The organism is Cellulomonas aerilata (assembly GCF_007991755.1).
GTDB lineage: Bacteria > Actinomycetota > Actinomycetes > Actinomycetales > Cellulomonadaceae > Pengzhenrongella > Pengzhenrongella aerilata.
Window position 1 is genome coordinate 170,312 of the sequence record NZ_BJYY01000016.1, and the last position, 23,878, is coordinate 194,189.

The 23,878-nt window shown below is 76.1% G+C and carries 18 protein-coding genes and 1 pseudogene; 7 read left to right on the top strand and 12 right to left on the bottom strand.

Annotation, left to right across the window (positions count from 1 at the left end):
- Positions 1-4 precede the first annotated feature (4 nt).
- The 4 genes from CAE01nite_RS13480 to CAE01nite_RS13495 form a co-directional block, all read right to left on the bottom strand.
- Complete coding sequence (locus CAE01nite_RS13480; protein WP_146905483.1) at positions 5-1,663, bottom strand: DUF7059 domain-containing protein; 1,659 nt, start codon at positions 1,661-1,663, stop codon at positions 5-7.
- A 60-nt stretch (positions 1,664-1,723) separates the two neighbouring features.
- Positions 1,724-2,413: an endonuclease/exonuclease/phosphatase family protein gene (locus tag CAE01nite_RS13485; protein WP_186816587.1), complete on the bottom strand. Its 690-nt coding sequence runs from the start codon at positions 2,411-2,413 to the stop codon at positions 1,724-1,726.
- Positions 2,414-2,623: 210 nt separating this feature from the next.
- The gene (locus tag CAE01nite_RS13490; protein WP_146905487.1) at positions 2,624-4,927 is read right to left on the bottom strand and encodes a sodium-translocating pyrophosphatase; all 2,304 of its coding nucleotides are present in this window, start codon (positions 4,925-4,927) and stop codon (positions 2,624-2,626) included.
- Between the two features lie 414 nt (positions 4,928-5,341).
- A complete protein-coding gene (locus CAE01nite_RS13495) occupies positions 5,342-5,677 on the bottom strand; it encodes an STAS domain-containing protein (RefSeq protein ID WP_146905490.1) in 336 nt (111 codons plus the stop codon).
- A 161-nt stretch (positions 5,678-5,838) separates the two neighbouring features.
- On the opposite strand from CAE01nite_RS13495, the gene CAE01nite_RS13500 reads away from it, so the two are divergent.
- Positions 5,839-8,610: a DEAD/DEAH box helicase gene (locus CAE01nite_RS13500; protein WP_146905493.1), complete on the top strand. Its 2,772-nt coding sequence runs from the start codon at positions 5,839-5,841 to the stop codon at positions 8,608-8,610.
- A 141-nt stretch (positions 8,611-8,751) separates the two neighbouring features.
- Here the strand turns inward: CAE01nite_RS13500 and CAE01nite_RS18825 are convergent.
- The 7 genes and pseudogenes from CAE01nite_RS18825 to ssd form a co-directional block, all read right to left on the bottom strand.
- Positions 8,752-9,219 (bottom strand): annotated as a pseudogene (locus tag CAE01nite_RS18825) (Rv3654c family TadE-like protein); the annotation flags it as partial.
- Positions 9,120-9,491 carry a TadE family type IV pilus minor pilin gene (locus tag CAE01nite_RS13510; RefSeq protein ID WP_146905496.1) on the bottom strand — a complete coding sequence of 124 codons (372 nt, stop codon included), beginning with the start codon at positions 9,489-9,491 and terminating at the stop codon, positions 9,120-9,122. The gene CAE01nite_RS13510 and the pseudogene CAE01nite_RS18825, both read right to left, overlap by 100 nt.
- A complete protein-coding gene (locus CAE01nite_RS18615) occupies positions 9,488-10,057 on the bottom strand; it encodes a DUF4244 domain-containing protein (protein ID WP_246131202.1) in 570 nt (189 codons plus the stop codon). Before CAE01nite_RS18615 ends, CAE01nite_RS13510 begins: the two co-directional genes overlap by 4 nt.
- Positions 10,058-10,222: 165 nt before the next feature.
- Positions 10,223-10,792 carry a type II secretion system F family protein gene (locus CAE01nite_RS13520; protein ID WP_246131203.1) on the bottom strand — a complete coding sequence of 190 codons (570 nt, stop codon included), beginning with the start codon at positions 10,790-10,792 and terminating at the stop codon, positions 10,223-10,225.
- A 118-nt stretch (positions 10,793-10,910) separates the two neighbouring features.
- A complete protein-coding gene (locus tag CAE01nite_RS13525; RefSeq protein WP_246131204.1) occupies positions 10,911-11,585 on the bottom strand; it encodes a type II secretion system F family protein in 675 nt (224 codons plus the stop codon).
- Positions 11,582-12,859: a TadA family conjugal transfer-associated ATPase gene (locus CAE01nite_RS13530; RefSeq protein ID WP_146905499.1), complete on the bottom strand. Its 1,278-nt coding sequence runs from the start codon at positions 12,857-12,859 to the stop codon at positions 11,582-11,584. Before CAE01nite_RS13530 ends, CAE01nite_RS13525 begins: the two co-directional genes overlap by 4 nt.
- A complete protein-coding gene (ssd, locus tag CAE01nite_RS13535; protein WP_146905502.1) occupies positions 12,856-13,638 on the bottom strand; it encodes a septum site-determining protein Ssd in 783 nt (260 codons plus the stop codon). Before ssd ends, CAE01nite_RS13530 begins: the two co-directional genes overlap by 4 nt.
- Positions 13,639-13,811: 173 nt before the next feature.
- Here ssd and CAE01nite_RS13540 point away from each other — a divergent pair, with 173 nt between their 5' ends.
- The 3 genes from CAE01nite_RS13540 (at position 13,812) to acs (ending at position 18,022) form a co-directional block, all read left to right on the top strand.
- Entirely contained in the window at positions 13,812-15,227 is a 1,416-nt protein-coding gene (locus CAE01nite_RS13540) for an NAD-dependent malic enzyme (protein ID WP_146905505.1), read from the top strand.
- Positions 15,228-15,237: 10 nt separating this feature from the next.
- Positions 15,238-15,933 carry a hypothetical protein gene (locus tag CAE01nite_RS13545; RefSeq protein WP_146905508.1) on the top strand — a complete coding sequence of 232 codons (696 nt, stop codon included), beginning with the start codon at positions 15,238-15,240 and terminating at the stop codon, positions 15,931-15,933.
- Positions 15,934-16,018: 85 nt separating this feature from the next.
- Positions 16,019-18,022: an acetate--CoA ligase gene (gene acs / locus CAE01nite_RS13550; protein ID WP_146905511.1), complete on the top strand. Its 2,004-nt coding sequence runs from the start codon at positions 16,019-16,021 to the stop codon at positions 18,020-18,022.
- A 99-nt stretch (positions 18,023-18,121) separates the two neighbouring features.
- Here the strand turns inward: acs and CAE01nite_RS13555 are convergent, their stop codons facing one another.
- Entirely contained in the window at positions 18,122-19,324 is a 1,203-nt protein-coding gene (locus CAE01nite_RS13555) for an NAD(P)-binding domain-containing protein (RefSeq protein ID WP_246131205.1), read from the bottom strand.
- Between the two features lie 122 nt (positions 19,325-19,446).
- Here CAE01nite_RS13555 and mshD point away from each other — a divergent pair, with 122 nt between their 5' ends.
- The 3 genes from mshD to CAE01nite_RS13575 all read left to right on the top strand — a co-directional run bounded on the left by mshD (position 19,447) and on the right by CAE01nite_RS13575 (position 23,749).
- Positions 19,447-20,370 carry a mycothiol synthase gene (mshD, locus tag CAE01nite_RS13565; protein WP_146905514.1) on the top strand — a complete coding sequence of 308 codons (924 nt, stop codon included), beginning with the start codon at positions 19,447-19,449 and terminating at the stop codon, positions 20,368-20,370.
- A gap of 45 nt (positions 20,371-20,415) precedes the next feature.
- Complete coding sequence (locus CAE01nite_RS13570; RefSeq protein WP_146905517.1) at positions 20,416-22,674, top strand: RNA degradosome polyphosphate kinase; 2,259 nt, start codon at positions 20,416-20,418, stop codon at positions 22,672-22,674.
- A gap of 97 nt (positions 22,675-22,771) precedes the next feature.
- Positions 22,772-23,749: an NUDIX hydrolase gene (locus CAE01nite_RS13575; RefSeq protein ID WP_146905519.1), complete on the top strand. Its 978-nt coding sequence runs from the start codon at positions 22,772-22,774 to the stop codon at positions 23,747-23,749.
- The last annotated feature ends 129 nt before the right edge of the window (positions 23,750-23,878 follow it).

Below are 23,878 nucleotides of genomic sequence, written 5' to 3' on the forward strand. Positions count from 1 at the left end.
CGGTCTACGCCTCCGCGACGCCGTCGTGCACGAGCAGCCCGTCGCGCACCAGCCCGCGCACGGACGGCAGGACGTCCGCCGCGACGTCGTCGGCGGGCACCTCGAACAGCACGGCGATGCCGCCGATGATCTGGCCCACGGTGAGCTCGCCGTCGCACGCCCCCACGAGCCCGGCCAGTGCCGTCCCGGCGCGCACCGCACGCCCGAGCCCGCCGCCCTGGCGCAGCAGGACGACGTCGGGGTCGCCGGCTCCCGGGGTGAGGTACCGCTCCTCGGTGACGTCGCCGGCGACGGTCAGCCGGGTCGCGGCGAGGGCGGCGTCGTCGGTGGTGGTGAGCCAGTCGTGGGCAGCCAGGCTCGCCGCCAGGTGCGCCCCCAGCGGCTGCTGCACCGATCCGGTGTGCTCCTCGAGCCGGCGCAGCGTCGGGGCGCCGGTGACCGGGCGGCGCAGCGTGACGATGCCGAACCCGATCGCCTGCACGTCGCGGGAGGCGAAGTCGTCCAGCCACGCCTCGTACTGCGCGCGCCACGCGGTCCGGTCCCGCTCCGGGCTCGACCCGCCGTCGCGGATCCACGTCTCGGCGTACTCGGCCGGGTCCTGCACCTCGCGCTGGATGACCCAGCCGTCCAGCCCGGACTCCTCGAGCCAGCCGCCGACCCGCTCGTCCCAGGTCTCCCCGGTCCGGACCTCCCAGTTGCCCAGCAGCTGGGCGACCCCGCCCGGAGCCAGCACCTCGCCGACCCCGGTCACCAGGTCCCGCACCACCGCGTCGCCGGACCGGCCCCCGTCGCGGTACTCGTAGGCGGGCACGCCCGCGGCCCGCGGCGTGATGACGAACGGCGGGTTGGAGACGACGAGGTCGAACCGGCGGCCGGCGACCGGGTCCAGCATCGACCCGTGCCGCAGCTCGACGCGGTCCTCCCCCAGCCCGGCCAGGGCGGCGTTGAACCGGGCGAACGCCAGCGCCCGGGCGGAGATGTCCGTGCCGACGACGGCGTCGGAGTGCCGGGCGGCGTGCATGGCCTGGATGCCGCAGCCGGTCCCGAGGTCGAGCACCCGGCCGCGGCGGTCGCGGACGGTGACCTGCGCGAGGGTGGTCGAGGCGCCGCCCACGCCGAGCACGTGGTCCGTCCGCAGCGCCCGCCCCGTGGCGAGCTCGCCCAGGTCCGAGGCGAGCCACCAGTCGACGGTCCCCGCGGCGTCGACGGCCTCGTAGGGACGCAGGTCGACCGCGGCCCGGACCGCGTCGTCGCGGCCGGACCCGGCGGTGGTCACCAGCCCGAGGCGGGCGGCCCCGTCGACGCCGAGGCGACCGAACGCGGCCTCGGCGGTGGCACGGGGGACGTCCGCGCCGAGCACGAACAGGCGCACGAGTGCGGCCGAGGCCGTCGTGGCGTCGAGAGCGGCGGACGCCGCGGTGGGGTGGGGAGCCGCCGACGCCGTGCTGGGGTGGGGAGCCGCGGGGCCGCGTGCGGCGCGGTCGAGCGCCGCGGCGGTGACGCGCAGCGCCGGCACGGGCTCCTCGCGGTGCAGGGCAGCCGACGCGACCGGGCCGAGCAGGTCCTCCACGCCGGCCACGGTGTACCCGGCGTCGTGCAGGTCGGCGCGCAGGTCGTCCAGCAGGCGCGGGTCGGTGCGGGGGACGTCGGGGGTGCGGCTCACCGGCCCATCATCGCCCGGTCGTGGGACGGCGATCGTCCGGGCACCGATCGACGCCTCAGGTCAGGTGGCGGGGACGGGGGCGCCGTCCGCAGCGGACGGCACGTCCAGGTCCACGACGATCGGCAGGTGGTCGCTGCCCCGGCGGGTGTGGTCCCCGGAGACGATGGCGGAGCCGGTGACCCGCACGTCCGGGCTGACGAGGACGGCGTCGAGCCGGCGACGCGGCCGCCGCGCCGTGAACGTCGGCGCGGCGGACTCGACGGCGTCGCGCAGGCCCACCTGCAGCCGCGTCCAGACCGGCCCACCCGGGCGCTCGTTGAGGTCCCCCATGACCACGTGCGGGCGGGGCGCCGCCGCGACGTCGTGCAGCACGAGGTCCAGGTGCATGAGGCGCTCCGGGGAGCCCAGCGGCAGGTGGAGGACGACGACGAGCAGCCCCTCGACCCGCGCGACGCTGTAGCCGCGCCGGACCTGCCCGATCCGCCACGGCAGCGCGCGGGCCCGTGCCTCCTCGACCCGCAACCCGGGTCGCACGAGCAGCGCGGTCGTGCGCGCCGGTCCGTGCCCGACCACGACGCCCAGTCCCGTGCGCTCCGCGAGGTCCGCCAGCCGGCGGCGCCCGAGCAGGCCGCGGGGCGGCTCCTGCAGGCCGAGGACGTCCGGGGCCTGCTCCGTGACGACCTCGACGACGGCGTCGACGTCCAGGTACAGGCCCTTGACGTTGTAGGTCATCATCCGCAGCCGGCTCACCGCCACATCCCACCGCATGGAGCCGGGGGCGGCGCGGCGAGCGAGCGGTCACCGGCGCGGTGGACGGGCGGGCACGGTCCGTCGTCCCCGCCGCTCGAAGCGGGGGGTGGGTCGTCGCCGCCGCCTCGGGCAGGCCGGGGGCGGTCGTCGACGCCGCCTGGGGGCAGGCCGGGGCGTGGTCGTCGACGCGCGCCCCGGCCCGCACCCGGGTCAGTCGCGGACGAGCTCCATCTCGTGCTCCAGCCGGGCGGCGCTGTCGACGCGCGCGGCTCGCACCTTGGACATGACCACGGCGCCGAAGGCGATGGCGGCCGCGAGGACGGCGATCCCCAGCCGGGCGGCGTGGTTCGCGTCGTCGCCGACGCTGATGGTCACGATCGCGGGGGCGATGAGCAGGGCGACCAGGTTCATCACCTTGATGAGCGGGTTGATCGCCGGGCCGGCGGTGTCCTTGAACGGGTCGCCGACGGTGTCGCCGATGACCACGGCGGCGTGCGCGTCGGAGTTCTTCCCGCCGTAGTGGCCGTCCTCGACGATCTTCTTGGCGTTGTCCCAGCTGCCGCCGGAGTTCGCCAGGAACACCGCCATGAGCACCCCGGTCGCGATCGCGCCGGCCAGGAACCCGGCCAGCGGACCGACCCCGAGCCCGAACCCGACGGCGATCGGCGCGAACGCCGCGAGCAGGCCCGGGGTGGCCAGCTCACGCAGCGAGTCACGCGTGCAGATGTCGACGACCTTGCCGTACTCCGGGCGGACCTCGCCGGTCATGATCCCGGGGTTGTCGCGGAACTGGCGGCGCACCTCGAAGACGATGGCGCCGGCCGCGCGGGTGACGGCGTCGATGGCGAGGCCGGAGAACAGGAAGACGGTGCAGCCGCCGAGGATGACCCCGACCAGGGTGACCGGGTTGATGATCTCGTAGCTGAGCATCGCCCCGGTGACACCGGTCGCACCCGCGACGGTCTCCCCGAGGTCGGCCAGCGCCTCGGAGACCGACGCGGCGTACGAGCCGAACAGCGCGGTCGCCGCGAGGACGGCGGTCGCGATGGCGATGCCCTTGGTGATCGCCTTGGTGGTGTTGCCGACGGCGTCGAGGTCGGTGAGGGTGCGGGCACCCTCCTCGCTGACGTCGCCGGACATCTCGGCGATGCCCTGCGCGTTGTCGCTGACGGGGCCGAAGGTGTCCATCGCGACGATGACGCCGACCGTGGTCAGCAGACCGCAGCCGGCGAGCGCGATGAGGAACAGGGCCAGCACGATCGAGCCGCCGGAGAGCAGGAACGCCGCGCAGATCGCGGCGGCGATGATGCCGGCGGTGTAGACCGCGGACTCGAACCCGACGCCGATGCCGGACAGGACCACGGTCGCGGCGCCGGTCCGGGACGTGCGCGCCACGTGCTGGGTCGGCTTGGACGTCGTCCCGGTGAAGTACCCGGTCAGCCACAGGATGACGCCGGCGAGCACGATGCCGATGAGCACGGCGCCGGTCGCGACGATCCGCGGGTCCCCGCCGTGGTCGGCGAGCGACGCCCCGACGCCCGGCAGCGCAGCGAACGTGGACGGCAGGTAGACGAACGCCGCCACCGCGGCGAGCACCGCGGCGACCAGGGCGGAGGTGTAGAAGCCACGGTTGATCGCGGCGAGCCCGCTCTCCGAGCCGCGGACCCGGGTGATGACGACGCCCAGGATCGCGGTCAGGGCCCCGATCGCCGGCACGATGAGCGGGAAGACCAGGCCCTGCTCGCCGAAGGCGGCCTTGCCCAGAATGAGCGCGGCGACCAGGGTCACCGCGTAGGACTCGAACAGGTCGGCGGCCATCCCCGCGCAGTCACCCACGTTGTCGCCGACGTTGTCGGCGATGGTGGCCGCGTTGCGCGGGTCGTCCTCGGGGATGCCCTGCTCGACCTTGCCGACCAGGTCCGCGCCCACGTCGGCCGCCTTGGTGAAGATGCCGCCGCCGACCCGCATGAACATCGCGAGCAGCGCGGCCCCGAACCCGAAGCCCTCGAGCACGGCGGGCGCGTCCCCGCGCCAGATGAGCACGACGATCGAGGCGCCGGCGAGCCCCAGGCCCACGACGCACATCCCGACGACCCCGCCGGTCCGGAACGCGATCCGGGCACCCTCCGCGCGCCCACCCGGCAGCGACGCGGCCGCGGCGACCCGCAGGTTCGCGCGGGTCGCCAGCCACATGCCGAGGTACCCGATCGCCGCCGAGCATCCCGCGCCCAGCAGGAAGAAGACCGACCGCCCCACCTTGATGCCGGTGTCGCCGGGCAGCAGCAGGAGCAGCAGGCAGACGGCGACCGCGAAGAAGACCAGGGTCCGGAACTGCCGGTTGAGGTAGGCGGCGGCGCCCTCCTGCACGGCCTGGGCGATGTCCTGCATCGCCCGGGTCCCCTCGCCCGCGGCCAGGACCTGGCGTCTGAGCACCACGGCGTAGGCCAGGCAGACGACGGCGATCAGGGCGACCGCCCCGACGATGATGAGGCTCGTCGAACCGAGCTCGAGCATGCGTCCTCCTTGAGACCGCGCGGGCCCGCGAGCCCCGCCCCCCTGTGCCGTGCGGCCTCGTTGCCGTCGGACTGGGGCGCAGTCTAGCCATGGCCGTCGACGCGGCACCCGGACCGGCGGAGGCAGGTCAAACCGGTCCCCCCGGGGCCCGGCTCGCCCTGCAGCCGGTCGGGCGGGGCCGTGCGGCGGCGAGCCGGTCGCGCGCGGAGCGGGCACGTCGTCCGAGCCCGTCCGAGGTACCGCGACCGAGCCGCACACCCGGGACCGGTCGAAGCGCCGACCGCCCGAGGCGCCCGTGCGTGCACGCTCACCGGTCAGCGGGGCGCAAGAGGGTCGTCGACCGACCGCGGGTGCGCCCGCGGTGGACGCTGAGGGGCGACCCCACGCCGTCAGCCGACGCGGGACGGGGACCGCTCAGCTGGCGAGCGCGGCGTCCAGCGTCTCGTGGATCGTGAAGACCTGGGTCAGTGCGGTGATCCGGAAGACCTTGATGACCTTCTCCTGGTCGATGACCAGCTGCAGCCGACCGCCGTACCCGCGGACCTTCTTCAGCGCACCGACGAGGACGCCCAGACCGGTGGAGTCCATGAAGGTCACCCCGGTCAGGTCGACGACCACGTCGGTGTGGTCCGCATCGATCAGGTCGGCGAGCTTCTCGCGGAGCGACGCCGCGGTGTACACGTCGATCTCACCGGCAACCTGGACGACGACGACATCGCCGTGCACCACAGTGTGGACAGTGACGTCCATGGCTCACCTCCTCAGGGCAACGACGGTTATCTAACCAAACACCCGGGCGGTCGTGTGCGCCCGTCAGCCTGCACCCCCGGCCACACGGCCGGTCGCACAGGGACCAGTGTCCCACGTCGGTGGGACACTGGAGCCGTGGTCGACGGCGGGCGGGGCGGGGCATGACCTCCTCGACCCCCGGGGCCGGCCGGGCGGAGGACCTGCTCGAGGTGCTGCTGGCGGGCGACCGGCGCGCCGACCGCCTGACGCACGTCCGGCACCTGCCCGCACGTGCCGGGACGCAGACCGCGTGGCCGCACTGGGCCGACCGCGACCTCGTCGCCGGGTACCGCGAGCTCGGGGTGACCCGGCCGTGGACCCACCAGGTGCAGGCGGCCGACGCCGCGTGGTCGGGTCGCCACACGATCGTCGCCACGTCGACGGGCTCGGGGAAGTCGCTGGCCTTCTGGCTGCCCGCGCTCACGTCCGTGCGCGGCGACGTCGGCGCCGCTGCCCTCGACCCCGGACGGATCGAGTCGGCGCGCCGCCGGGGCTCGGTGCTGTACCTGTCCCCCACCAAGGCGCTCGCCGCCGACCAGCTGGCCGGGCTGGAGCGGCTCCTGACCGCCTCCCGCGCCCGCGACGTGCGGGTCGCCACCTGCGACGGCGACACCCCGGTCGAGGAGCGCCGCTGGGTCCAGGACCACGCCGACGTGGTGCTGACCAACCCCGACTTCCTGCACTTCGCCCTGCTGCCGCACCACCGGCGGTGGGTCCGCCTGCTGACCTCCCTGCGCTACGTGGTGGTGGACGAGTGCCACGCGTTCCGCGGAGTCTTCGGCGCGCACGTGGCGGCCGTCCTGCGACGCCTGCGCCGGCTCGCCGCCCACTACGGCACCGGGGACGGTCCGACGTTCCTCATGGCCTCCGCGACGACCGCCGATCCCGCCGCGAGCGCGGGCCGCCTGCTCGGCGTGGCACCGGACGAGGTCCTCGCGGTGACCGGCGACTCCTCGCCCGCGGGCCGCAAGACGTTCGTCCTGTGGCAGCCGCCGGAGCTGCCCGGCGCGGCCGGTCACGAGGAGTCCGACGGCACGTTCGTGCGGACCAGCGGGCCGCTGGAGGAGGACCCGTGGGCCACCGCAGCCCCGGCCGGCGCACCCGCCTCGGCGGCCCCCACCGCGACGGTCCCGCCGGCCCGCGAGGCGCAGGGATCGGTGGTGCGGGCCGCCGTGCTGACGGCCGACCCCGGGCCGAACTTCACCCGAGCGGGCGTCACCCGGTCGGCGGCCGGGACGACCGAGCCGGCCCCTGTGCGGGCCGCCGGGTCGGCTCGGGTCGACGCGCCGCCCGGGGACGACACCACCGAGGTGGACCCGGCGGCTGCGTCGGAGGCGGCGCGGGCGTCCGACGCCGCGGAGGGTCGCCCGCAGGGCAGCGGGTCCGGCGTGGTCGAGGACGACCCCTCCCGTCCCCGCCGCTCCGCGACCGCCGAGATCGCCGACCTGCTGGCGGACCTCACGGTCGCCGGGGCGCGCACCCTCGCCTTCACCCGGTCCCGGCGGGCGGCGGAGTCGGTCGCCACGGTGACCCAGCAGCACCTGCTCGCGGTCGACCGGACGCTGGCCTCGCAGGTGGCCGCGTACCGCGGCGGCTACCTGCCCGAGGAGCGGCGCGCGCTGGAGTCGGCGATCCGGGACGGACGGCTGCGCGCCCTGGCCACCACGAACGCGCTGGAGCTGGGCGTGGACATCTCGGGGCTCGACGCCGTCCTCATCGCGGGGTGGCCCGGCACCCGGGTGTCCCTGTGGCAGCAGGCCGGGCGGGCCGGCCGGGCGGGCGCGGAGGGGCTGGTCGCCCTGGTGGCGCGCGAGGACCCGCTCGACACCTACCTGGTCCACCACCCGGAGGCCATCTTCGACGCAGGCGTCGAGGCGACGGTGTTCGACCCCACGAACCCGTACGTGCTGGCCCCGCACCTGTGCGCGGCGGCCGCCGAGCTCCCGCTGCGGGTCGAGGACTGCGACCTGTTCGGCCCCGGCACCCGTGAGCTGCTCGACGTGCTGGTGGAACGGGGCGCGCTGCGTCGCCGGTCGTCGGGCTGGTACTGGACGCACGCCGACAGCGCGGCCCGGCTCACCGACCTGCGTGGGACGGGCGGCGACCCCGTCCGGGTGGTGGAGTCGGCGACCGGCCGCGTCCTGGGGACCGTCGACGCGTCCTCCGCGGACGCGACGCTGCACCCGGGGGCCGTCTACGTGCACCAGGGCACCACCTTCGTGGTGGAGGACCTGCACCTGGCCGACGGCGTCGCGCTCGTCGCCCAGCGCTCGGTCGACTTCGGCACGTGGGCTCGCTGGCTGACGTCCATCGAGATCCGCGCGACCCGCGAGCACCGCGTGTGGGGTCCGGTCACGTGGGGGCTGGGCGCGGTCGACGTCACGACGCAGGTCGTCAGCTTCCAGCGCAAGCGGATCCCCGACATGCAGGTGCTGGGCACGGAGCTGCTCGACCTGCCCGCCCAGACGCTGTCGACCATGGGGGTGTGGTGGACGGCCCCGCTCGGCGTGCTGGAGCAGGCCGGGCTCACCGAGGACCTCGCCCCCGGCGCGCTGCACGCGGCCGAGCACGCCTCGATCGGGCTCCTGCCGCTGCTGGCCACGTGCGACCGCTGGGACCTGGGCGGCGTGTCGACCGCCATGCACGTGGACACCGAGCACGCCACGGTGTTCGTGTACGACGGGTACCCCGGCGGGGCGGGCTTCGCCGAGCGCGGCTTCCATCTCGGGGCGACGTGGCTCGACGCGACCCGCGAGGCGATCGCCACGTGCCGGTGCAGCAACGGCTGTCCCGCCTGCGTGCAGTCGCCCAAGTGCGGCAACGGCAACAACCCGCTGGAGAAGCACGGCGCCCTGCGACTGCTGGACGCGGTGCTCTCCTACGCCCCGCGCTGACCCGTAGCCCCCGGTCGGGGCTCGTGCCGCGCGGACGGCGGCGGGGTCGAGCGGTCCTGCCCGGGACAGCAGCGCGGTCGCTCGTGCCCCGGGAGCCGGGCGACGGCGGCCCGACGCACGAGCGGTCGCCGGACCGGCCCGCGCCGTCGCCCGGGCGGGGCCGACCCCGCCGTCCCGCACCGTGACGACCCTGACCACGCCGTCCTGGCCGGCGGTGCACGACGTGACGCGGGCGCCGTTGACCGCGGCGACCCGTCGCGCGAGCGCGCAGGCCGTCCCGACGTCCCCCCCGCCGGGCGTGCGGACGAGGCTGTCGGCGGCGGCCAGTGCGGCGAGGTCCGCTGCTGCCTGGGCAGCGGCGCGGCCGCCCTGTGCGCGGGCCAGCAGGCCGATCGCCACCATCAGCACCAGCCCGGCAGCCACCAGTCCGAGCACCAGGACGGTGCCGGACCCCCGGTCCCGCTTGTCCCGCCCGGGCGTCCGCGCCCTCCGGCCGGACGACGGCCTCCTCACGGCTCGACCCGTGCGGTGGCGCGGCCGGCGGCGGTGAGTCCCGCACCGCCCAGCGGCCCGGTGCTCAACGGCCGACGCACCGTGACCGTCACCCACGGGTCGGCCGCCTCGACGGTCACCGTCGCGCCCTGGCCCGCCACCCGCTGCGCGATCGCCACGACGAGCGCGCGGTCCTCGCCGAGTGCAGCAGCCCGGGCACCGGCGCGCGCCGCGTCCGCGCACCGCAGCTGCGACGTGGCCGCCGACGCCAGCAGGAGCACGACGACCAGCAGGCCCACCACCGCGGGCAGCGCCAGCGCCAGCTCGGCGGTGACGCTGCCCCGCTCGGTGCCGGCCCGCGGGGGCGCCGGTGCCGGGCTGCCCGTCACAGCGACAGCGCGGAGCGGATGATGCCGAGCAGCAGCTCGCGGACCTCTCCGCTGCGCAGGATGACGACGAGCAACCCGGCGAAACCGGCGGCCGCGACGGTGGCGATCGCGTACTCCGCGGTCGCCATGCCGCGCTCGCCGTCGTGCCCCTCCACACCGTCCGGCGCGCAGGTGCCCGCGGCGGCACAGGTGCCGCGGCCGTCGACGCCGTCACCGCTCGGACGGTCGACCGCGGCCGGGGGGACCGCCGCGTCGGGGGTCGTGGCGCCGCCCGGGACCGCCGCGTCGTCGGCCGTGGCGCCGGTGGAAGCCGCCGCGTCGCCTGTCGTGGCGCCCGTCGCGGACGCCGCCAGGTCGTCGGTCGACGCGCCGCTGGGCGCGGTGTCGGCCTCGTCCGTCGACCGGTCCGTCGGTCGGTCCGGCAGGGGCGGGTCCACCCGTCGGCGGGCCCGGCCCACCACCCGGGCCAGCTGGCGGCCGGTCACGAGGCGCGTGCGCGCCCACGCCGGTCCCCGGCTGCGGGACCAGGCGGACGGGGTGGACGGCGAGACGGTGGTGGGGGTCATGGCGGGCCTCTCGGGTGGTGGGACAAGCTGGGACGCCCAGGCTCTGCCGTGCCGCAGGGCGGCCGAGAGACCGATCAACGGATCGGTGGACGGACGTTCGGCCGACCGTCCTGGGGGCGGCTCGACCGAGCGGCCACCGCACCAAGGCCGACCCGGGCGCGACCGTCACCGCACCAGTGCCGACCCGAGCGAGACCAACACCGGGACCAGCCCGATGAGGACGAAGGCCGGCAGGAAGCACAGGCCCAGCGGGAGGACCAGCCGCACGCCGAGCCGACCCGCGGCCTCCCGTGCGGCGGTGCGCCGCTCCCGGCGCAGCTGCTCCGCAGCGGCCCGCAGCGCCGGCCCGGGCGCCGCACCCGTGGTCCAGGTGGCCGCCAGGGCAGTGACCACCGGCGTCAGCCGCGGCCCCGCTCCCGACCAGGCGACCTCCCACCCGGCACCCAGGACCAGACCTGCGGACGCCCGCTCCATGGCGTGACCGTCCGCCCCACCCACCGCCCGGCCGACCGCCGCGAGCGCGCGCGGGAGCCCTGCCCCCGACCCGATCGCCGCCTCCAGGAGGGAGAGCAGCACGGCGACGTCCAGGTCGACCGGCGCCGTCTCGTCGTCCGCGGTCCACCGTGGCGACGGGCGGGCGACGACGTCGCGACGCGGCCGACCGCTCCACCACCACGGCAGCACGGCCGCGGCGGCGCACACGCCGCACACCAGCAGCCCCATGAGCGACGTCATGGGATGTGCCCCGACCGTCCGGCGAGGCGCGAGTGACCACCGGCGCCAGCACGGCCAGCGGCACCGGCACGGCCGGCGGCGGTCGCGGCACCGTGACCGGCACCGGCGCGGGCGCCGCTCACGCGCCACGACCCGCCGACGCCGCCATCGCCGCCAGGCGACGGGTCCATTGCCGCCCGGCCCACAGCAGCGCCGTGCCGAGCAGGAGCGCGGCGGACCCGACGCCGCCGTCCAGCAGCACCCCGACCGGGTCCGCGCCGAACGCCGCACCGAGGACGACCCCCAGCACCGGCAGCCAGGTGAGCACGCGGGCAGTGGCGCGCGGGCCCGCCAGCGCGGCACGCCGCTCACCCTCCACCTCCGCCTCGGCGGCGAGCTGCTGCGCGACGCCGTCGAGCAGGGGCGCGAGCGGCGCGCCGAGCTCGACGGCGAGGCGGCCGGCTGCCACCACGACCGCAGCGTGCGCCCGGTCCGGCGTGACCCCGGCCAGGTCCCGCACGGTCGGGACGGCACCGGGCGCCAGGTTCAGGCCGAGCACGTCGCGCCACGCCGTCGCCGGGTCCGCGCCCGCCCGCAGCCGGCCCGCCACCGCGACCGCGACCGTCGCGAGGTCCGGCCCGTCCGCGCGCCGGCGAGCGCCCGCTGACCAGCGGCGCCGCGCACCGGTCGGCGGGACCCCCGGTGGCTCCCGTCGGCGCGGGAGGGACGCCATCGCCGGACGCCCACCCGGGCCGCGGCCCGCGACCACCCCGGCCGCGACCAGGACCCCCACCAGCGCCGCGAGCCCGGTCACCGGTCCCCGCCGTCGCGGCCCAGTCGCCGCTCCAGATCGGCCCACCCCGAGCCGCGCTCGACCTCCCAGGAGGGGACCGGACGGCCCGCGTCCCCGGACGACGTCCACCCGGCACGCACCGCGCGGCGGGACGGTGGCGCCGTGGCCACGCCGACCGCGAGCGCGGTGACCACCTCCACCTCCCCCGACGACGCGCGGCGGACCACACCGACCTCCGTGACCCGGCGCCGCCCGTCCACCCGACGCAGGTGCACGACGGCGTCCACGGCGCTCGCGGTCTGGGCGGCGCACGCCTGCGCGGTCATGCCGGCCAGGGCGGCCAGCGCCTGGAGCCGGACCGGGACGTCGCCGGCCGTGTTGGCGTGCACCGTCGCCCAGCCGCCCTCATGGCCGGTGTTCAGGGCGGTCAGCACCTCACGCACCTCGGCGCCGCGGCACTCACCCAGGACGATCCGGTCCGGGCGCATCCGCAGCGCCTGGCGGACCAGCTCCGGCAGGCCCACCTCTCCGGCACCCTCGACGTTCGCCCTCCGGGTGAGCAGCCGGACCACGTGCGGGTGGGTCGGGGTCAGCTCCCCCGCCTCCTCGATGCACACGACGCGCTCGTCGGGCGGGACCAACGACAGCAACGCCGACAGCAGGGTGGTCTTGCCCGTGCCGGTCGCCCCTGACACCAGCACGTTCGCCCGCGCCGCCACCAGCGCCTCCAGGAGAGGCGCGACCGGCGGGGCGACGGCGCCGCCGGCGACGAGCTCGGCCATCGTGAACGCCCGCCGGCGCAGCACCCGCAGCGAGAGCAGCGTGCAGGGGCCGCCGACCGGCGGCAGGACCGCGTGCAACCGGGTCCCGTCCGGCAGCCGGGCGTCGACCAGCGGGGACGCGTCGTCCAGGCGCTGCCCGCCGGAGGCGGCGAGCCGGACCGCGAGCGCGCGGACGTCACCGTCGCCGCCGAGGTCGACCGCCACCCGGTGCAGGCGGCCGTCCTGCTCGACCCAGACGTCGTCCGGCGCGTTGACGAGCACGTCGGTGACCCCCGGCGTGTCGAGCAGCGCCTGCAGGGGTCCGGCGCCGAGCATCTCGGCCCGCACCGCGGCGACCATCTCGGCCAGGGCGCGGCTGCCGAGGACCGCACCGCACTCGCGGACCACCGCCCGGACGTGGTCGGGGGACGGCGGGTGCCCACCGCGCACCAGTCGCGACCGGACCTCGGCGAGCAGGTCGGGCCCGACCGCCACGTCCGGGCGGTCGGCGCGCTCCGCACGGCTGACCGTCATGCCAGGTCCCCGGCGAGCCCGGCCAGCGCGCGCCCGAACGCGCCGCGTCGCGGGACGACCGGCCCGGCACCGCGCTCGACCAGAGCGGGCAGCCGCCGGTCCCGCCGGACGGCGGCCGCGACGGGCAGGTCGACCACGTGCGCCACCTCCAGGACACCGAGCCCACCGGGCGCGGGGTCGGTCACGACGAGGCGCACGTCGGCGACCGCGGCCTGCAGGGCGTCGCGCATCGCGACGACACCGGCCACGGAGCGCAGATCCCGCGGCGTGACGACCAGGACGGTCGTGCAGCGACCGAGCCCCGGGTCGCCGTCGTGCACGCTGCGCCGGTCCAGGTCCAGGACGACGAGGTCGTGCGCCGACGCGAGCGCGTCCAGGACGTCGGGCACGACGTCGGGCGGGGCCGGGCCGGGGCGCCAGCGGTCCGCGCTGAGCACCGGCATCCCGCGCCAGGCGGGCAGCAGCGCTGCCAGCTCGGTGCCGGAGACCTCACCGCGCGCGTCGGCGAGGTCCGGCCAGCGCACGCCACCGGCGGCCTCGATGCCCAGGTGCACGTCGATTCCCCCGCCGACCGGGTCGAGGTCCACGAGCACCGCACGGGACGGGGCCCCGGGCGTCGTAGCGGACCGGCCGGCCCGGCGGCGCGTCCACCGCACGGGTGCCGCCGGCCCTGCGTCACCGTGGACCCGCACGGCGAGCGCTGCTGCCAGCGTCGAGGCGCCGACGCCCCCGCGCGCGCCGACGACCCCGACGACGGCGGCCGTGGTGGGTCCCGTCACGTGCGTGCCTCCCGTCGTCGACCGCGCTCCGGCTCACGGCGTCCGCACGACGCCGGTCCGACCGTGCCCCGGACCGCCCGGCGACTCGGGCCGGGCGCCCACCGCCTGTGGACGACGACGCGCGCGGCGCGGCCGACGTCGGCACCGTCGGCGCCGAGGGGCAAGATGGCGACATGGGTTCAGCGCCGAGCGTCTCGTCGTCCATCACCGCCCGCCTCGAGGTGGAGGCCCGCCCCACCGCCGTGAGCGAGCTGACCACCGCGATCGAGCGCGAGGGGGGCATCGTCACGGCGCTCGACGTGACCGCGTCCGGGCACGAGCGGATCACCGTCGACGTCACCTGCGCCACCCGCGGGGACTCGCACGCCGAGGCGATCGTCGCCGCCCTGCGGACGCTGCCCGGCGTCCAGGTCGGACGCATCAGCGACCGGACGTTCCTGCTGCACCTGGGCGGCAAGCTGTCCGTGGAGTCCAAGGTGCCCATCCGCAACCGTGACGACCTGTCGATGGTCTACACGCCCGGGGTCGCCCGGGTCTGCGAGGCCATCGCCGCCCGTCCCGAGGACGCGCGCCGGCTCACCATCAAGCGCAACACCGTCGCGGTGGTCACCGACGGCACCGCCGTCCTGGGCCTGGGGGACCTCGGTCCGCTGGCCGCGCTGCCGGTCATGGAGGGCAAGGCGGCCCTGTTCAAGCGGTTCGCGGGCATCGACGCGTTCCCGATCGCGCTGGACACCACCGACGTGGACCAGATCGTGGAGACCGTCGCGGCGATCGCCCCGGTGTTCGCGGGCATCAACCTGGAGGACATCTCGGCGCCGCGGTGCTTCGAGATCGAGCGCCGGCTGCGGGCGCGCCTGGACATCCCGGTGTTCCACGACGACCAGCACGGCACCGCGATCGTCGCGCTCGCCGCCCTGACCAACGCGCTGCGTGTGGTGGAGAAGTCGCTCCCGGACGTGCGCGTGGTCCTCTCCGGGGCCGGGGCGGCCGGCACGGCAGTCCTCAAGCTCCTGCTGGCCGCCGGGGCGCGCGACGTGGTCGTGGCCGACATCGAGGGCGTCATCCACCGCGGCCGGCCGGGACTGGCGCCCGAGCTCGAGTGGACGGCCGAGCACACCAACCCCCGCGGGGTGTCGGGGTCCATCCCGGACGCGCTGGTCGGTGCGGACGTCTTCATCGGCGTGTCCGCGCCCGACGTGATCACCGCCGACGACGTCGCGCGCATGGCGGACCGCTCCATCGTCTTCGCGCTGGCGAACCCGCGCCCGGAGGTCGACCCGGTGGAGGCCGCCCGCTACGCGACCGTGGTCGGCACCGGGCGCTCGGACTTCGCCAACCAGATCAACAACGTGCTCGCGTTCCCCGGCGTCTTCCGGGGACTCCTGGACGCCCAGTCGCACCGGATCACCGACGCGATGCTGCTCGCCGCCGCGACCGCGCTGGCCTCCGTCGTCACCCCGGACGAGCTGAACCCGACCTACATCGTCCCCAGCGTGTTCAACCCGGAGGTCACGACCGTGGTGGCCGCGGCGGTCGAGCGCGCGGCGCGCGAGGCGAACGAGACGGCCGACACGGTCGTCGGATGAGGAGCACCCGATGAGCACGTCCGAGCCGCGACGCCCGCAGGACCCACCCGGAGCGCCCGGCGGGCCGGCCGGCCAGACCGGACCGGCCGGCCGGACCGGCCCGGGAGCCGACCCCGGCACCGTCCAGCCCTCCGGTGCGACCTCGACGTCCACCTCCTCGGCCTCGCCCGACGGGGCCTTTCCCGCGCCGTACGGTCCGCGCACCACCGGCGCCGGTGGGCACGTGCTGGGAGTGCTGATCGGCCTCGTGCTGACGGCCGTGGCGCTGCTCGTGCTGCTGCTGGGCCAGTCCCGCGTGGTGGCGGACGGGATCGGCGGCGAGACCCTGACCGTGGACGCGCTCGGGATCGTCCTGGTGGCGATCGGCGCCGCCCTGGCCGCCCTGGTCGCGCTGCTCGCGGTGCGCACCAGCGCGATCCCGTTCACCGGGGGTCTGCTCGCCCTGCTCGTGGGCGGCGCCTACCTGTTCGCGCCGGTGGCCTCCCAGCGCGAGACGATCCGCCTGCTGGCGACCGCGCAGAACCGCGACGCGGTCCTCAACGCGGTGGGGGTCGCGACGACCGGCACGCCCTTCGTCCTGGGGCTGGTGCTGCTCGCGACCGGCACGGCCGCGTCCCTGGTCCGCCGGCGCGGGATCGAGGTCGGCACCTTCCGCGCGCGCACCGGGGGCGGCACGCCGCCGCGGCGCCCCGGGGACCGGTCGTGACCTGCGCGGACGACGTGTCACCGGCCAGGACTAGAGTGCGCCACGAGCGGTCCGGGACGGGCCGCGCACCCACGCAGCAGCGCCGATGCGGACCGGAGGAACAGTGACCGAGGACTCCCCCACGTCACCCAGCCTGGAGAACCTCCTCACGGAGGAGCGGCGCTTCGCCCCCGACCCGGAGTTCGCCGCGCAGGCCAACGCGCACCCCGAGCTGTACTCCTGGGCGTCGGCGGACCGCACCGGGTTCTGGGCGGACCAGGCCCGCGAGCTGATCTCCTGGCAGCAGCCGTTCACCGAGGTGCTGGACTGGTCCGGCGCCCCCGTCGCGCGGTGGTTCGCCGACGGCCGGCTGAACGCCTGCCACAACGCCGTGGACCGGCACGTCGAGGCGGGCCGCGGGGACCGGGTCGCCCTCCACTTCGAGGGTGAGCCGGGCGACACCCGGGCGTACACCTACGCCGAGCTGCAGCGCGAGGTGTCCCGGGTCGCCAACGTGCTGACCGACCTGGGCGTGCGCACCGGCGACCGGGTCGCCATCTACCTGCCGATGATCGCCGAGGCGGTCGTCGCGATGCTCGCGTGCGCCCGCATCGGGGCGCCGCACTCCGTCGTCTTCGGCGGCTTCTCCGCCGAGGCGCTGCGCTCCCGGATCGAGGACGCCGAGGCCAAGCTCGTCATCACGGCCGACGGCGGCTTCCGCCGCGGCGCCCCCAGCGCGCTCAAGCCCGCGGTCGACGAGGCGCTGGCCGGCGGCGCGTCGAGCGTGGAGCACGTGCTCGTGGTGCGGCGCACCGGGCAGGACGTCGACATCACGGCGGGCCGCGACGTGTGGTGGCACGAGGCGGTCGAGGCCGCCTCGTCCGAGCACACGCCCGTGTGGGTCGAGGCGGAGCACCCGCTGTTCATCCTCTACACGTCCGGCACCACCGGGAAGCCGAAGGGCATCTTCCACACGACGGGCGGCTACCTCACGCAGGCCGCCTACACCCACCTCAACGTCTTCGACCTCAAGCCCGAGTCGGACGTCTACTGGTGCACCGCCGACGTCGGCTGGGTGACCGGGCACACCTACGTCGTCTACGGACCGCTGGTCAACGGCGCGACCCAGGTGATCTACGAGGGCACGCCGGACACCCCGCACCGCGGGCGGTGGTGGGAGATCGTCGCGAAGTACAAGGTGTCGATCCTCTACACCGCGCCCACGGCGATCCGGACCTGCATGAAGTGGGGCGAGGAGATCCCGGCCGGGTTCGACCTGAGCTCGCTGCGGGTGCTCGGCAGCGTCGGGGAGCCGATCAACCCCGAGGCGTGGGTCTGGTACCGCCGGGTGATCGGCGGCGACCGGACGCCGATCGTCGACACCTGGTGGCAGACCGAGACCGGCGCGATCATGATCTCCCCGCTGCCGGGCGCCACCACCCTCAAGCCGGGGTCCGCGCAGGTCCCGCTGCCCGGCATCAGCGCCGACGTCGTCGACGACGAGGCGCACCCCGTGCCGAACGGCGGCGGCGGCTACCTCGTGCTGACCGAGCCGTGGCCGGCGATGCTCCGCGGCATCTGGGGCGACCCGCAGCGGTACGCGGACACGTACTGGTCACGCTTCCGGGGCATCTACTTCGCCGGCGACGGCGCCAAGAAGGACGAGGACGGCGACATCTGGCTGCTCGGCCGGGTGGACGACGTGATGAACGTGTCCGGGCACCGGCTCTCGACCACCGAGATCGAGTCCGCGCTCGTCTCCCACCCGTCGGTGGCCGAGGCGGCCGTGGTCGGCGCGTCGGACGACACCACCGGCCAGGCCGTCGTGGCGTTCGTCATCCTGCGCAGCGGCAACGAGGAGGCGGCGGGCACGGTCGAGGAGCTGCGGGCCCACGTGGCGCGGGCGATCGGCCCGATCGCCAAGCCCCGCAGCATCCTCGTGGTCTCCGAGCTGCCCAAGACCCGGTCCGGCAAGATCATGCGCCGCCTGCTGCGGGACGTCGCCGAGCACCGCACGGTGGGCGACGCCACCACGCTGGCCGACGCGTCGGTCATGGACCTGATCACCCAGGGCCTGAACAAGCCGGCCGCGGCCGCCGTCGAGGACTGACCGCCGGGGCGTGGCGGGGCGGGGTGGCGCCGGCACCACCCCGCCCCCCTCGACCGTGTGCCGGCGCGCGCCCGGCGGGGCGCCGCCCGGCTGCCACGCTCACAGGGCGAGCAGCCGCCGCACGTTCCTGACCGCCTCGCGGCCCGCTCGGTTGGCGCCGATGGTGCTGGCGCTGGGCCCGTACCCGACCAGCTGGACGCGTGGGTCCGCGACGACCTGCGTGCCGTCCATGACGATCCCGCCGCCGTGCCCGCGCAGGCGCAGCGGCGCGAGGTGGTCCAGGCCGGCCCGGAAGCCGGTCGCCCACAGCAGCACGTCCGCGCGCAGGTGCTCGGGCGCCGGAGGGACGTCCCGGGGGTCCCACCGCACGCCGTCGGGCACGATGCGGGCGAACATCGGCAGCGGCACGAGGACCCCGCGGTCGATGCCGCGCTGGTACTCCTCGGTCAGCGGCAGGCCGGTCACCCCCACGACGCTCAGCGGTGGCAGGCCGGCGCGTGTGCGCTCGTCCACCCTGGCGACCACCTCGCGGCCCCACTCCTCGTCGAAGGCACGGGGCAGAAAGGTGGGCGGGGTGCGGGTGACCCAGGTCGTGGTGGTGACGTCGGCGATCTGCAGGAGGAGCTGGACGGCGCTGGTCCCGCCGCCCACGACGACGACATGCCGCCCCAGGAAGTCCGAGGCGGACCGGAAGTCGTGCGTGTGCAGCTGCTGGCCCGCGAAGCCGGACTGCCCCGGGTAGGACGGCCAGAACGGGCGCTGCCACGTGCCGGTGGCGTTGACCAGGGCGCGGGTCAGCCACCGGCCGCGGTCGGTCTCCACGGACAGCAGCCCCTGCCCCGCGTCGCGCACCGCCCCCACCCGCACCGGACGCACCACGGGCAGGGCGAACCGCTGCTCGTAGGCCGCGAAGTAGCGGCCGACCGCGGCCGACGCCGGCTCCTGCGGGTCGAACCCCTCGAGCGGCATGCCGGGGAGCTCGTGCACGGCGTGCGTGTGCTGCATCGTCAGCGAGGGCCATCGGTGCTGCCACGCGCCGCCCGGCTCGGGCGCGTCGTCCAGGAGGACGAACGTGCCGGTGCCGGTCCCCGCGCCCGCGCCGGCCCTGGCGCCGGTGCCGGACGTCGCGTCGTCGACCACCCGGGCCGGCACCCCGTCCCCGGACGCCGCGCCCTCGGACGCCACACCCGACCCGTCACCCGCGCGCAGCCCCGCCCGGCGCAGGTGGTACGCCGCCGACAGACCCGCCTGGCCCGCGCCCACCACGACGACGTCGACGCGCCGCGGCGGGGTGGTGGTCACGCGCCCACGATCCCGTCCGGCCCGCCGATCCGCATCCGCCGTCCCGGTGGCGCGCGGGTCCACCGTCCGTACCGCCCCGGCCGGGCGGCCCTGCCCCCCGCCGCCCGTGGTGGGATGGGGTCATGCCCAGCCGCACCACCCCTGCCGTCCACCGTGGTCCCCTCGACGGGTCGACGGCGGCCGAGGTCCGCGCCCTGGCCCGGGCCGCAGCCGACCACGACGGCGTCGCGCCGCTGTCCGAGCAGCCCCTCCTGCAGCTGGAGTCCGGACCGGACGCCGTGCACCTGCTGACCCGCGCCGAGGACGGCTCCCTGGCGGCGTACGCCCAGCTCGACCTCGGCGCGCCCGAGCTGGCCGGCGCCGAGCTGGTGGTCACGCCGGCCGCCCGCCGCTCCGGGCTCGGGCGCGGGCTGCTCGCGGCCGCCCGGCAGGTCGCCGCGAACGACCCGGCGGCACCGCGATCGCTGCGGGTGTGGGCGCACGGCGACCTGCCCGCCGCCCGCGCGCTGGCCGCCGATGCCGGCATGTCGGTGGTCCGCGAGCTGTGGCAGATGAGCCTCGACCTGCGCGAGCACCCCGTCGCCGCCCGTCCCACCCTGCCGAACGGCGTCGAGGTGCGCGCGTTCGTGCCCGGTCAGGACGAGGAGGCGTGGCGGCGCGTCAACGCGCGCGCGTTCGCCCACCACCCCGAGCAGGGGCGGCTGACCCGCGAGGACCTCGCCGCGCGGATGGCCGAGCCGTGGTTCGACCCCGCCGGGTTCCTCCTCGCCGAGCGCGACGGCGTCCTGCTGGCTTCGGTCTGGACCAAGGTGCACGACGGCGCCGACGGCACGGACGCGGCCGGCGAGATCTACGTCGTCGGCGTCGACCCCGACGCCCAGGGGCTGGGGCTCGGCGGCGCACTGACCGGGCTCGGCGTGGCCCACCTGGCCTCCCGGGGGCTGCCGCGGGTCATCCTCTACACGGACGCGGACAACACCGTCGCCGTGCGGACCTACACCCGAGCGGGGTTCGTCCGCAGCGCGGTCGACGTCCAGTTCGGCTGACCGCTCCGCCACCCGCCGTCCCCCGCACGATGGCACGATGGGTCGATGACGGACGACCCGAGCGCGCCCCCGACCCAGGCCCCGCGACCGCACCTCGCCGCCGTCCCGGCACCGGTGCCCGAGCGCCGCGACCTCCCCGAACCGCCCGGTGACCTGCTGACGGTGGCCGAGGAGGTCGCCGACGCACCGGTGGACCGCTTCGCCGACCGCGAGCTGAGCTGGCTGGCGTTCAACGAGCGCGTGCTGGAGCTCGCCGAGGACCCACGCCAGCCGCTGCTGGAGCGGGTGCGGTACCTGGCGATCTTCGCCTCGAACCTCGACGAGTTCTTCATGGTCCGGGTCGCCGGCCTCAAGCGGCGCATCGCCACCGGTCTGGCCGTGACCGCGGCGTCGGGCCTGAGCCCACGCCGCGAGCTGGAGGCCATCGCCGCGGGCGCGCACGAGCTCGCGGCCCGGCACGCACGGGTCTTCTCCGAGCAGGTCCAGCCGGCGCTCGCCCGGGAGGGCATCACGCTCGTGCGGCTGGACGACCTGGGCGCCGACGAGCAGGAGCGGCTGCACAAGTTCTTCCGCAAGCAGATCTTCCCCGTGCTGACGCCGCTCGCCGTCGACCCCGCGCACCCCTTCCCCTACATCTCCGGGCTGTCGCTGAACCTGGGCGTCGTCGTCGTGAACCCGGCGACCGGCAAGGAGCACTTCGCCCGGGTCAAGGTCCCGCCGCTGCTCCCCCGGTTCATCGCCGTCGACGCGCGTGGCCGGCCCAGCGCCCCCAGCGCGCAGGCCGCCGCACCGGAGAAGGGCCCGATCTCGTTCGTGCCGCTCGAGGACGTCATCGGCCACCACCTCGACCAGCTGTTCCCCGGCATGGAGGTGACCGCGCACCACACGTTCCGGGTCACCCGCAACGAGGACGTCGAGGTCGAGGAGGACGACGCCGAGAACCTCCTGCAGGCCATGGAGAAGGAGCTGCTGCGGCGCCGCTTCGGCCCGCCGGTCCGCCTGGAGCTCGCGGCGGGCATCCACCCGCGGATCCGGGAGCTGATGATCCGCGAGCTCGGCGTCTCCGAGCAGGAGGTGTACGAGCTGCCCGCACCGCTGGACCTCACCGGGCTGAACCTCATCGCCGACCTGGACCGGTCCGACCTGCACTACCCGCGGTTCGTCCCCACGACGCACCGGCACCTCGCGGAGGTGGAGAGCGCACAGGCCTCGGACGTCTTCGCCGCCATCCGCAGCCGCGACATCCTGCTGCACCACCCCTACGACTCGTTCTCCACGTCCGTCCAGACGTTCCTGCAGCAGGCCGCCGCCGACCCGCACGTGCTGGCGATCAAGCAGACGCTGTACCGCACCTCGGGCGACTCCCCGATCGTGGACGCCCTCATCGACGCCGCCGAGGCGGGCAAGCAGGTGCTGGCGCTGGTGGAGATCAAGGCCCGGTTCGACGAGCAGGCCAACATCTCGTGGGCCCGCAAGCTCGAGCAGGCGGGCGTGCACGTGGTCTACGGCATCGTCGGGCTCAAGACGCACTGCAAGCTCAGCCTCGTGGTGCGCCAGGAGTCCGACGGGCTGCGCCGCTACTGCCACGTCGGCACCGGCAACTACAACCCGAAGACGGCTCGCCAGTACACCGACCTGGGGATCCTCACGGCCGACCCCGAGGTGGGCCAGGACCTGACCCGGCTGTTCAACCAGCTCAGCGGGTACGCGCCGCGCACCCGGTTCCACCGGCTGCTCGTCGCCCCGCGCTCCGTGCGCGCCGGGCTCGTCGAGCGGATCGACCGCGAGGCCGCCAACCACCTGGCCGGCCGACCCGCCTGGGTCAAGATCAAGGTGAACTCCGTGGTCGACGAGGCCACGATCGACGCCCTGTACCGCGCGTCCAAGGTGGGCGTCCCGATCGACCTGGTCGTGCGGGGCATCAGCGCAGTCCGGCCCGGCGTCCCGGGCCTGAGCGAGACCATCCGCGTGCGGTCCATCCTGGGCCGGTTCCTCGAGCACTCCCGGGTCTTCGCCTTCGCCGACGCCGACAACGACGGGCCGGAGGTGTACATCGGCTCGGCGGACCTCATGCACCGCAACCTGGACCGCCGCGTCGAGACGCTGGTGCGGATCGGGGACCCGTCGCACATCACCGAGCTCGTCGACATGATCGACCTGTCCATGGACGACCGGACCGCGTCCTGGCACCTGGGCCCGGACGACACGTGGGTGCGGCACCACCTGGACGCCGACGGCGCTCCGCTGCTGGACCTGCAGGAGCGCTACATCTCCGCCCGTCGCCGCAGCAGCCGCAGCCACTGACCGCCCGGGCCGACCCACCGGCCGCGCCGGCGCCGTGCGGGCGCCGGTGCGGGTGGCCCGGATTGCAGCCCGCCCGGTGCGCCGACATCATCGACCGGTGACCGGACAGGAGCCACGTCAGCGTCCGGTCCAGGCGGCCGGTGCGCTCGTCTGGCGTGAGCGCGGGGGGGACCTGCAGGTGCTGCTCGTGCACCGGCCCCGCTACGACGACTGGTCCTGGCCCAAGGGCAAGCTGGACGTCGGGGAGGCCCTGCCCGCGGCCGCCGCCCGTGAGGTCGCCGAGGAGACCGGCGGCCCGATCGTCCTCGGGCCGCAGCTGCCCACGGTGCGCTACCGGACCGCCGACGGCCGCGCGAAGCGGGTGCACCTGTGGGCCGCCCGTCCGGCCGGTACCCGCGACGCGCCGGCGCTGCGCGCGCGCCTCCCCGTGGAGGCCGCCTCCCCGGAGGAGATCGACGACGTCCGCTGGACCACGGTGGCCAAGGCGCGCCGCAAGCTCACCCGCGAGGACGACGCCGTCCCGCTGGACGCACTGGTGGCCATGCACGCCAAGGGGCGCCTGGCCACCGACGCGCTGGTCATCGCCCGGCACGGCCGCGCCCGGCGGCGGTCCGCGTGGAAGGGCGACGAGACCGACCGCCCGCTGACGCCGAGCGGGCGCGCCCAGGCCGAGGCGCTGGTGCCGGTGCTGTCGGCGTTCGGGGTGCGGGACGTGGTGACCAGCCGGTGGGAACGCTGCACCGCCACGGTCGAGCCCTACGCACGGTCGGCGCGGATCGAGCCCGGTGACGCCTACCTGTCCGAGGCCGAGCACGAGCGCTCGCCGGCGCGCGTGGCCGCGGCGGTGCGGACCCTCCTGGAGAGCCGCCGGCACGCGGTCCTGTGCACGCACCGTCCGGTGCTGCCGACGGTCCTGGACGTCCTCGGCGCGCACTCCCGGCGGTCCGTGGCCGACGCCCTGCCGCGGGAGGACCCGTTCCTGCGGCCGGGCGAGGTCCTCGTCGCCCACGTCGGGCAGACCGTCAAGGGTCCCCGCGTCATGGCCGTCGAGCGGTACCTGCCACCCCTGCACTGACACCACGACGGGCGACCGCAGGCGGGCGAGGGTCCGCCACGCGTCCGGCACGTCCGGCGCGGGCGCGATCCACCACGCGCCGGCGCCCGGCTGCCCCCTCCGGGCGCCGCGCGTACACTCGTCGACGAC

Coding starts and splice junctions, on each gene's coding strand:
- CAE01nite_RS13500 (WP_146905493.1), top strand. CDS start 5,839: ATGACCTCCTCGACCCCCGGGGCCGGCCGGGCGGAGGACCTGCTCGAG.
- CAE01nite_RS13520 (WP_246131203.1), bottom strand. CDS start 10,792: ATGACGTCGCTCATGGGGCTGCTGGTGTGCGGCGTGTGCGCCGCCGCG.
- CAE01nite_RS13495 (WP_146905490.1), bottom strand. CDS start 5,677: ATGGACGTCACTGTCCACACTGTGGTGCACGGCGATGTCGTCGTCGTC.
- mshD (WP_146905514.1), top strand. CDS start 19,447: ATGCCCAGCCGCACCACCCCTGCCGTCCACCGTGGTCCCCTCGACGGG.
- acs (WP_146905511.1), top strand. CDS start 16,019: ATGCGGACCGGAGGAACAGTGACCGAGGACTCCCCCACGTCACCCAGC.
- CAE01nite_RS13540 (WP_146905505.1), top strand. CDS start 13,812: ATGGGTTCAGCGCCGAGCGTCTCGTCGTCCATCACCGCCCGCCTCGAG.
- CAE01nite_RS13490 (WP_146905487.1), bottom strand. CDS start 4,927: ATGCTCGAGCTCGGTTCGACGAGCCTCATCATCGTCGGGGCGGTCGCC.
- CAE01nite_RS13545 (WP_146905508.1), top strand. CDS start 15,238: ATGAGCACGTCCGAGCCGCGACGCCCGCAGGACCCACCCGGAGCGCCC.
- CAE01nite_RS18615 (WP_246131202.1), bottom strand. CDS start 10,057: ATGACCCCCACCACCGTCTCGCCGTCCACCCCGTCCGCCTGGTCCCGC.
- CAE01nite_RS13530 (WP_146905499.1), bottom strand. CDS start 12,859: ATGACGGTCAGCCGTGCGGAGCGCGCCGACCGCCCGGACGTGGCGGTC.
- CAE01nite_RS13570 (WP_146905517.1), top strand. CDS start 20,416: ATGACGGACGACCCGAGCGCGCCCCCGACCCAGGCCCCGCGACCGCAC.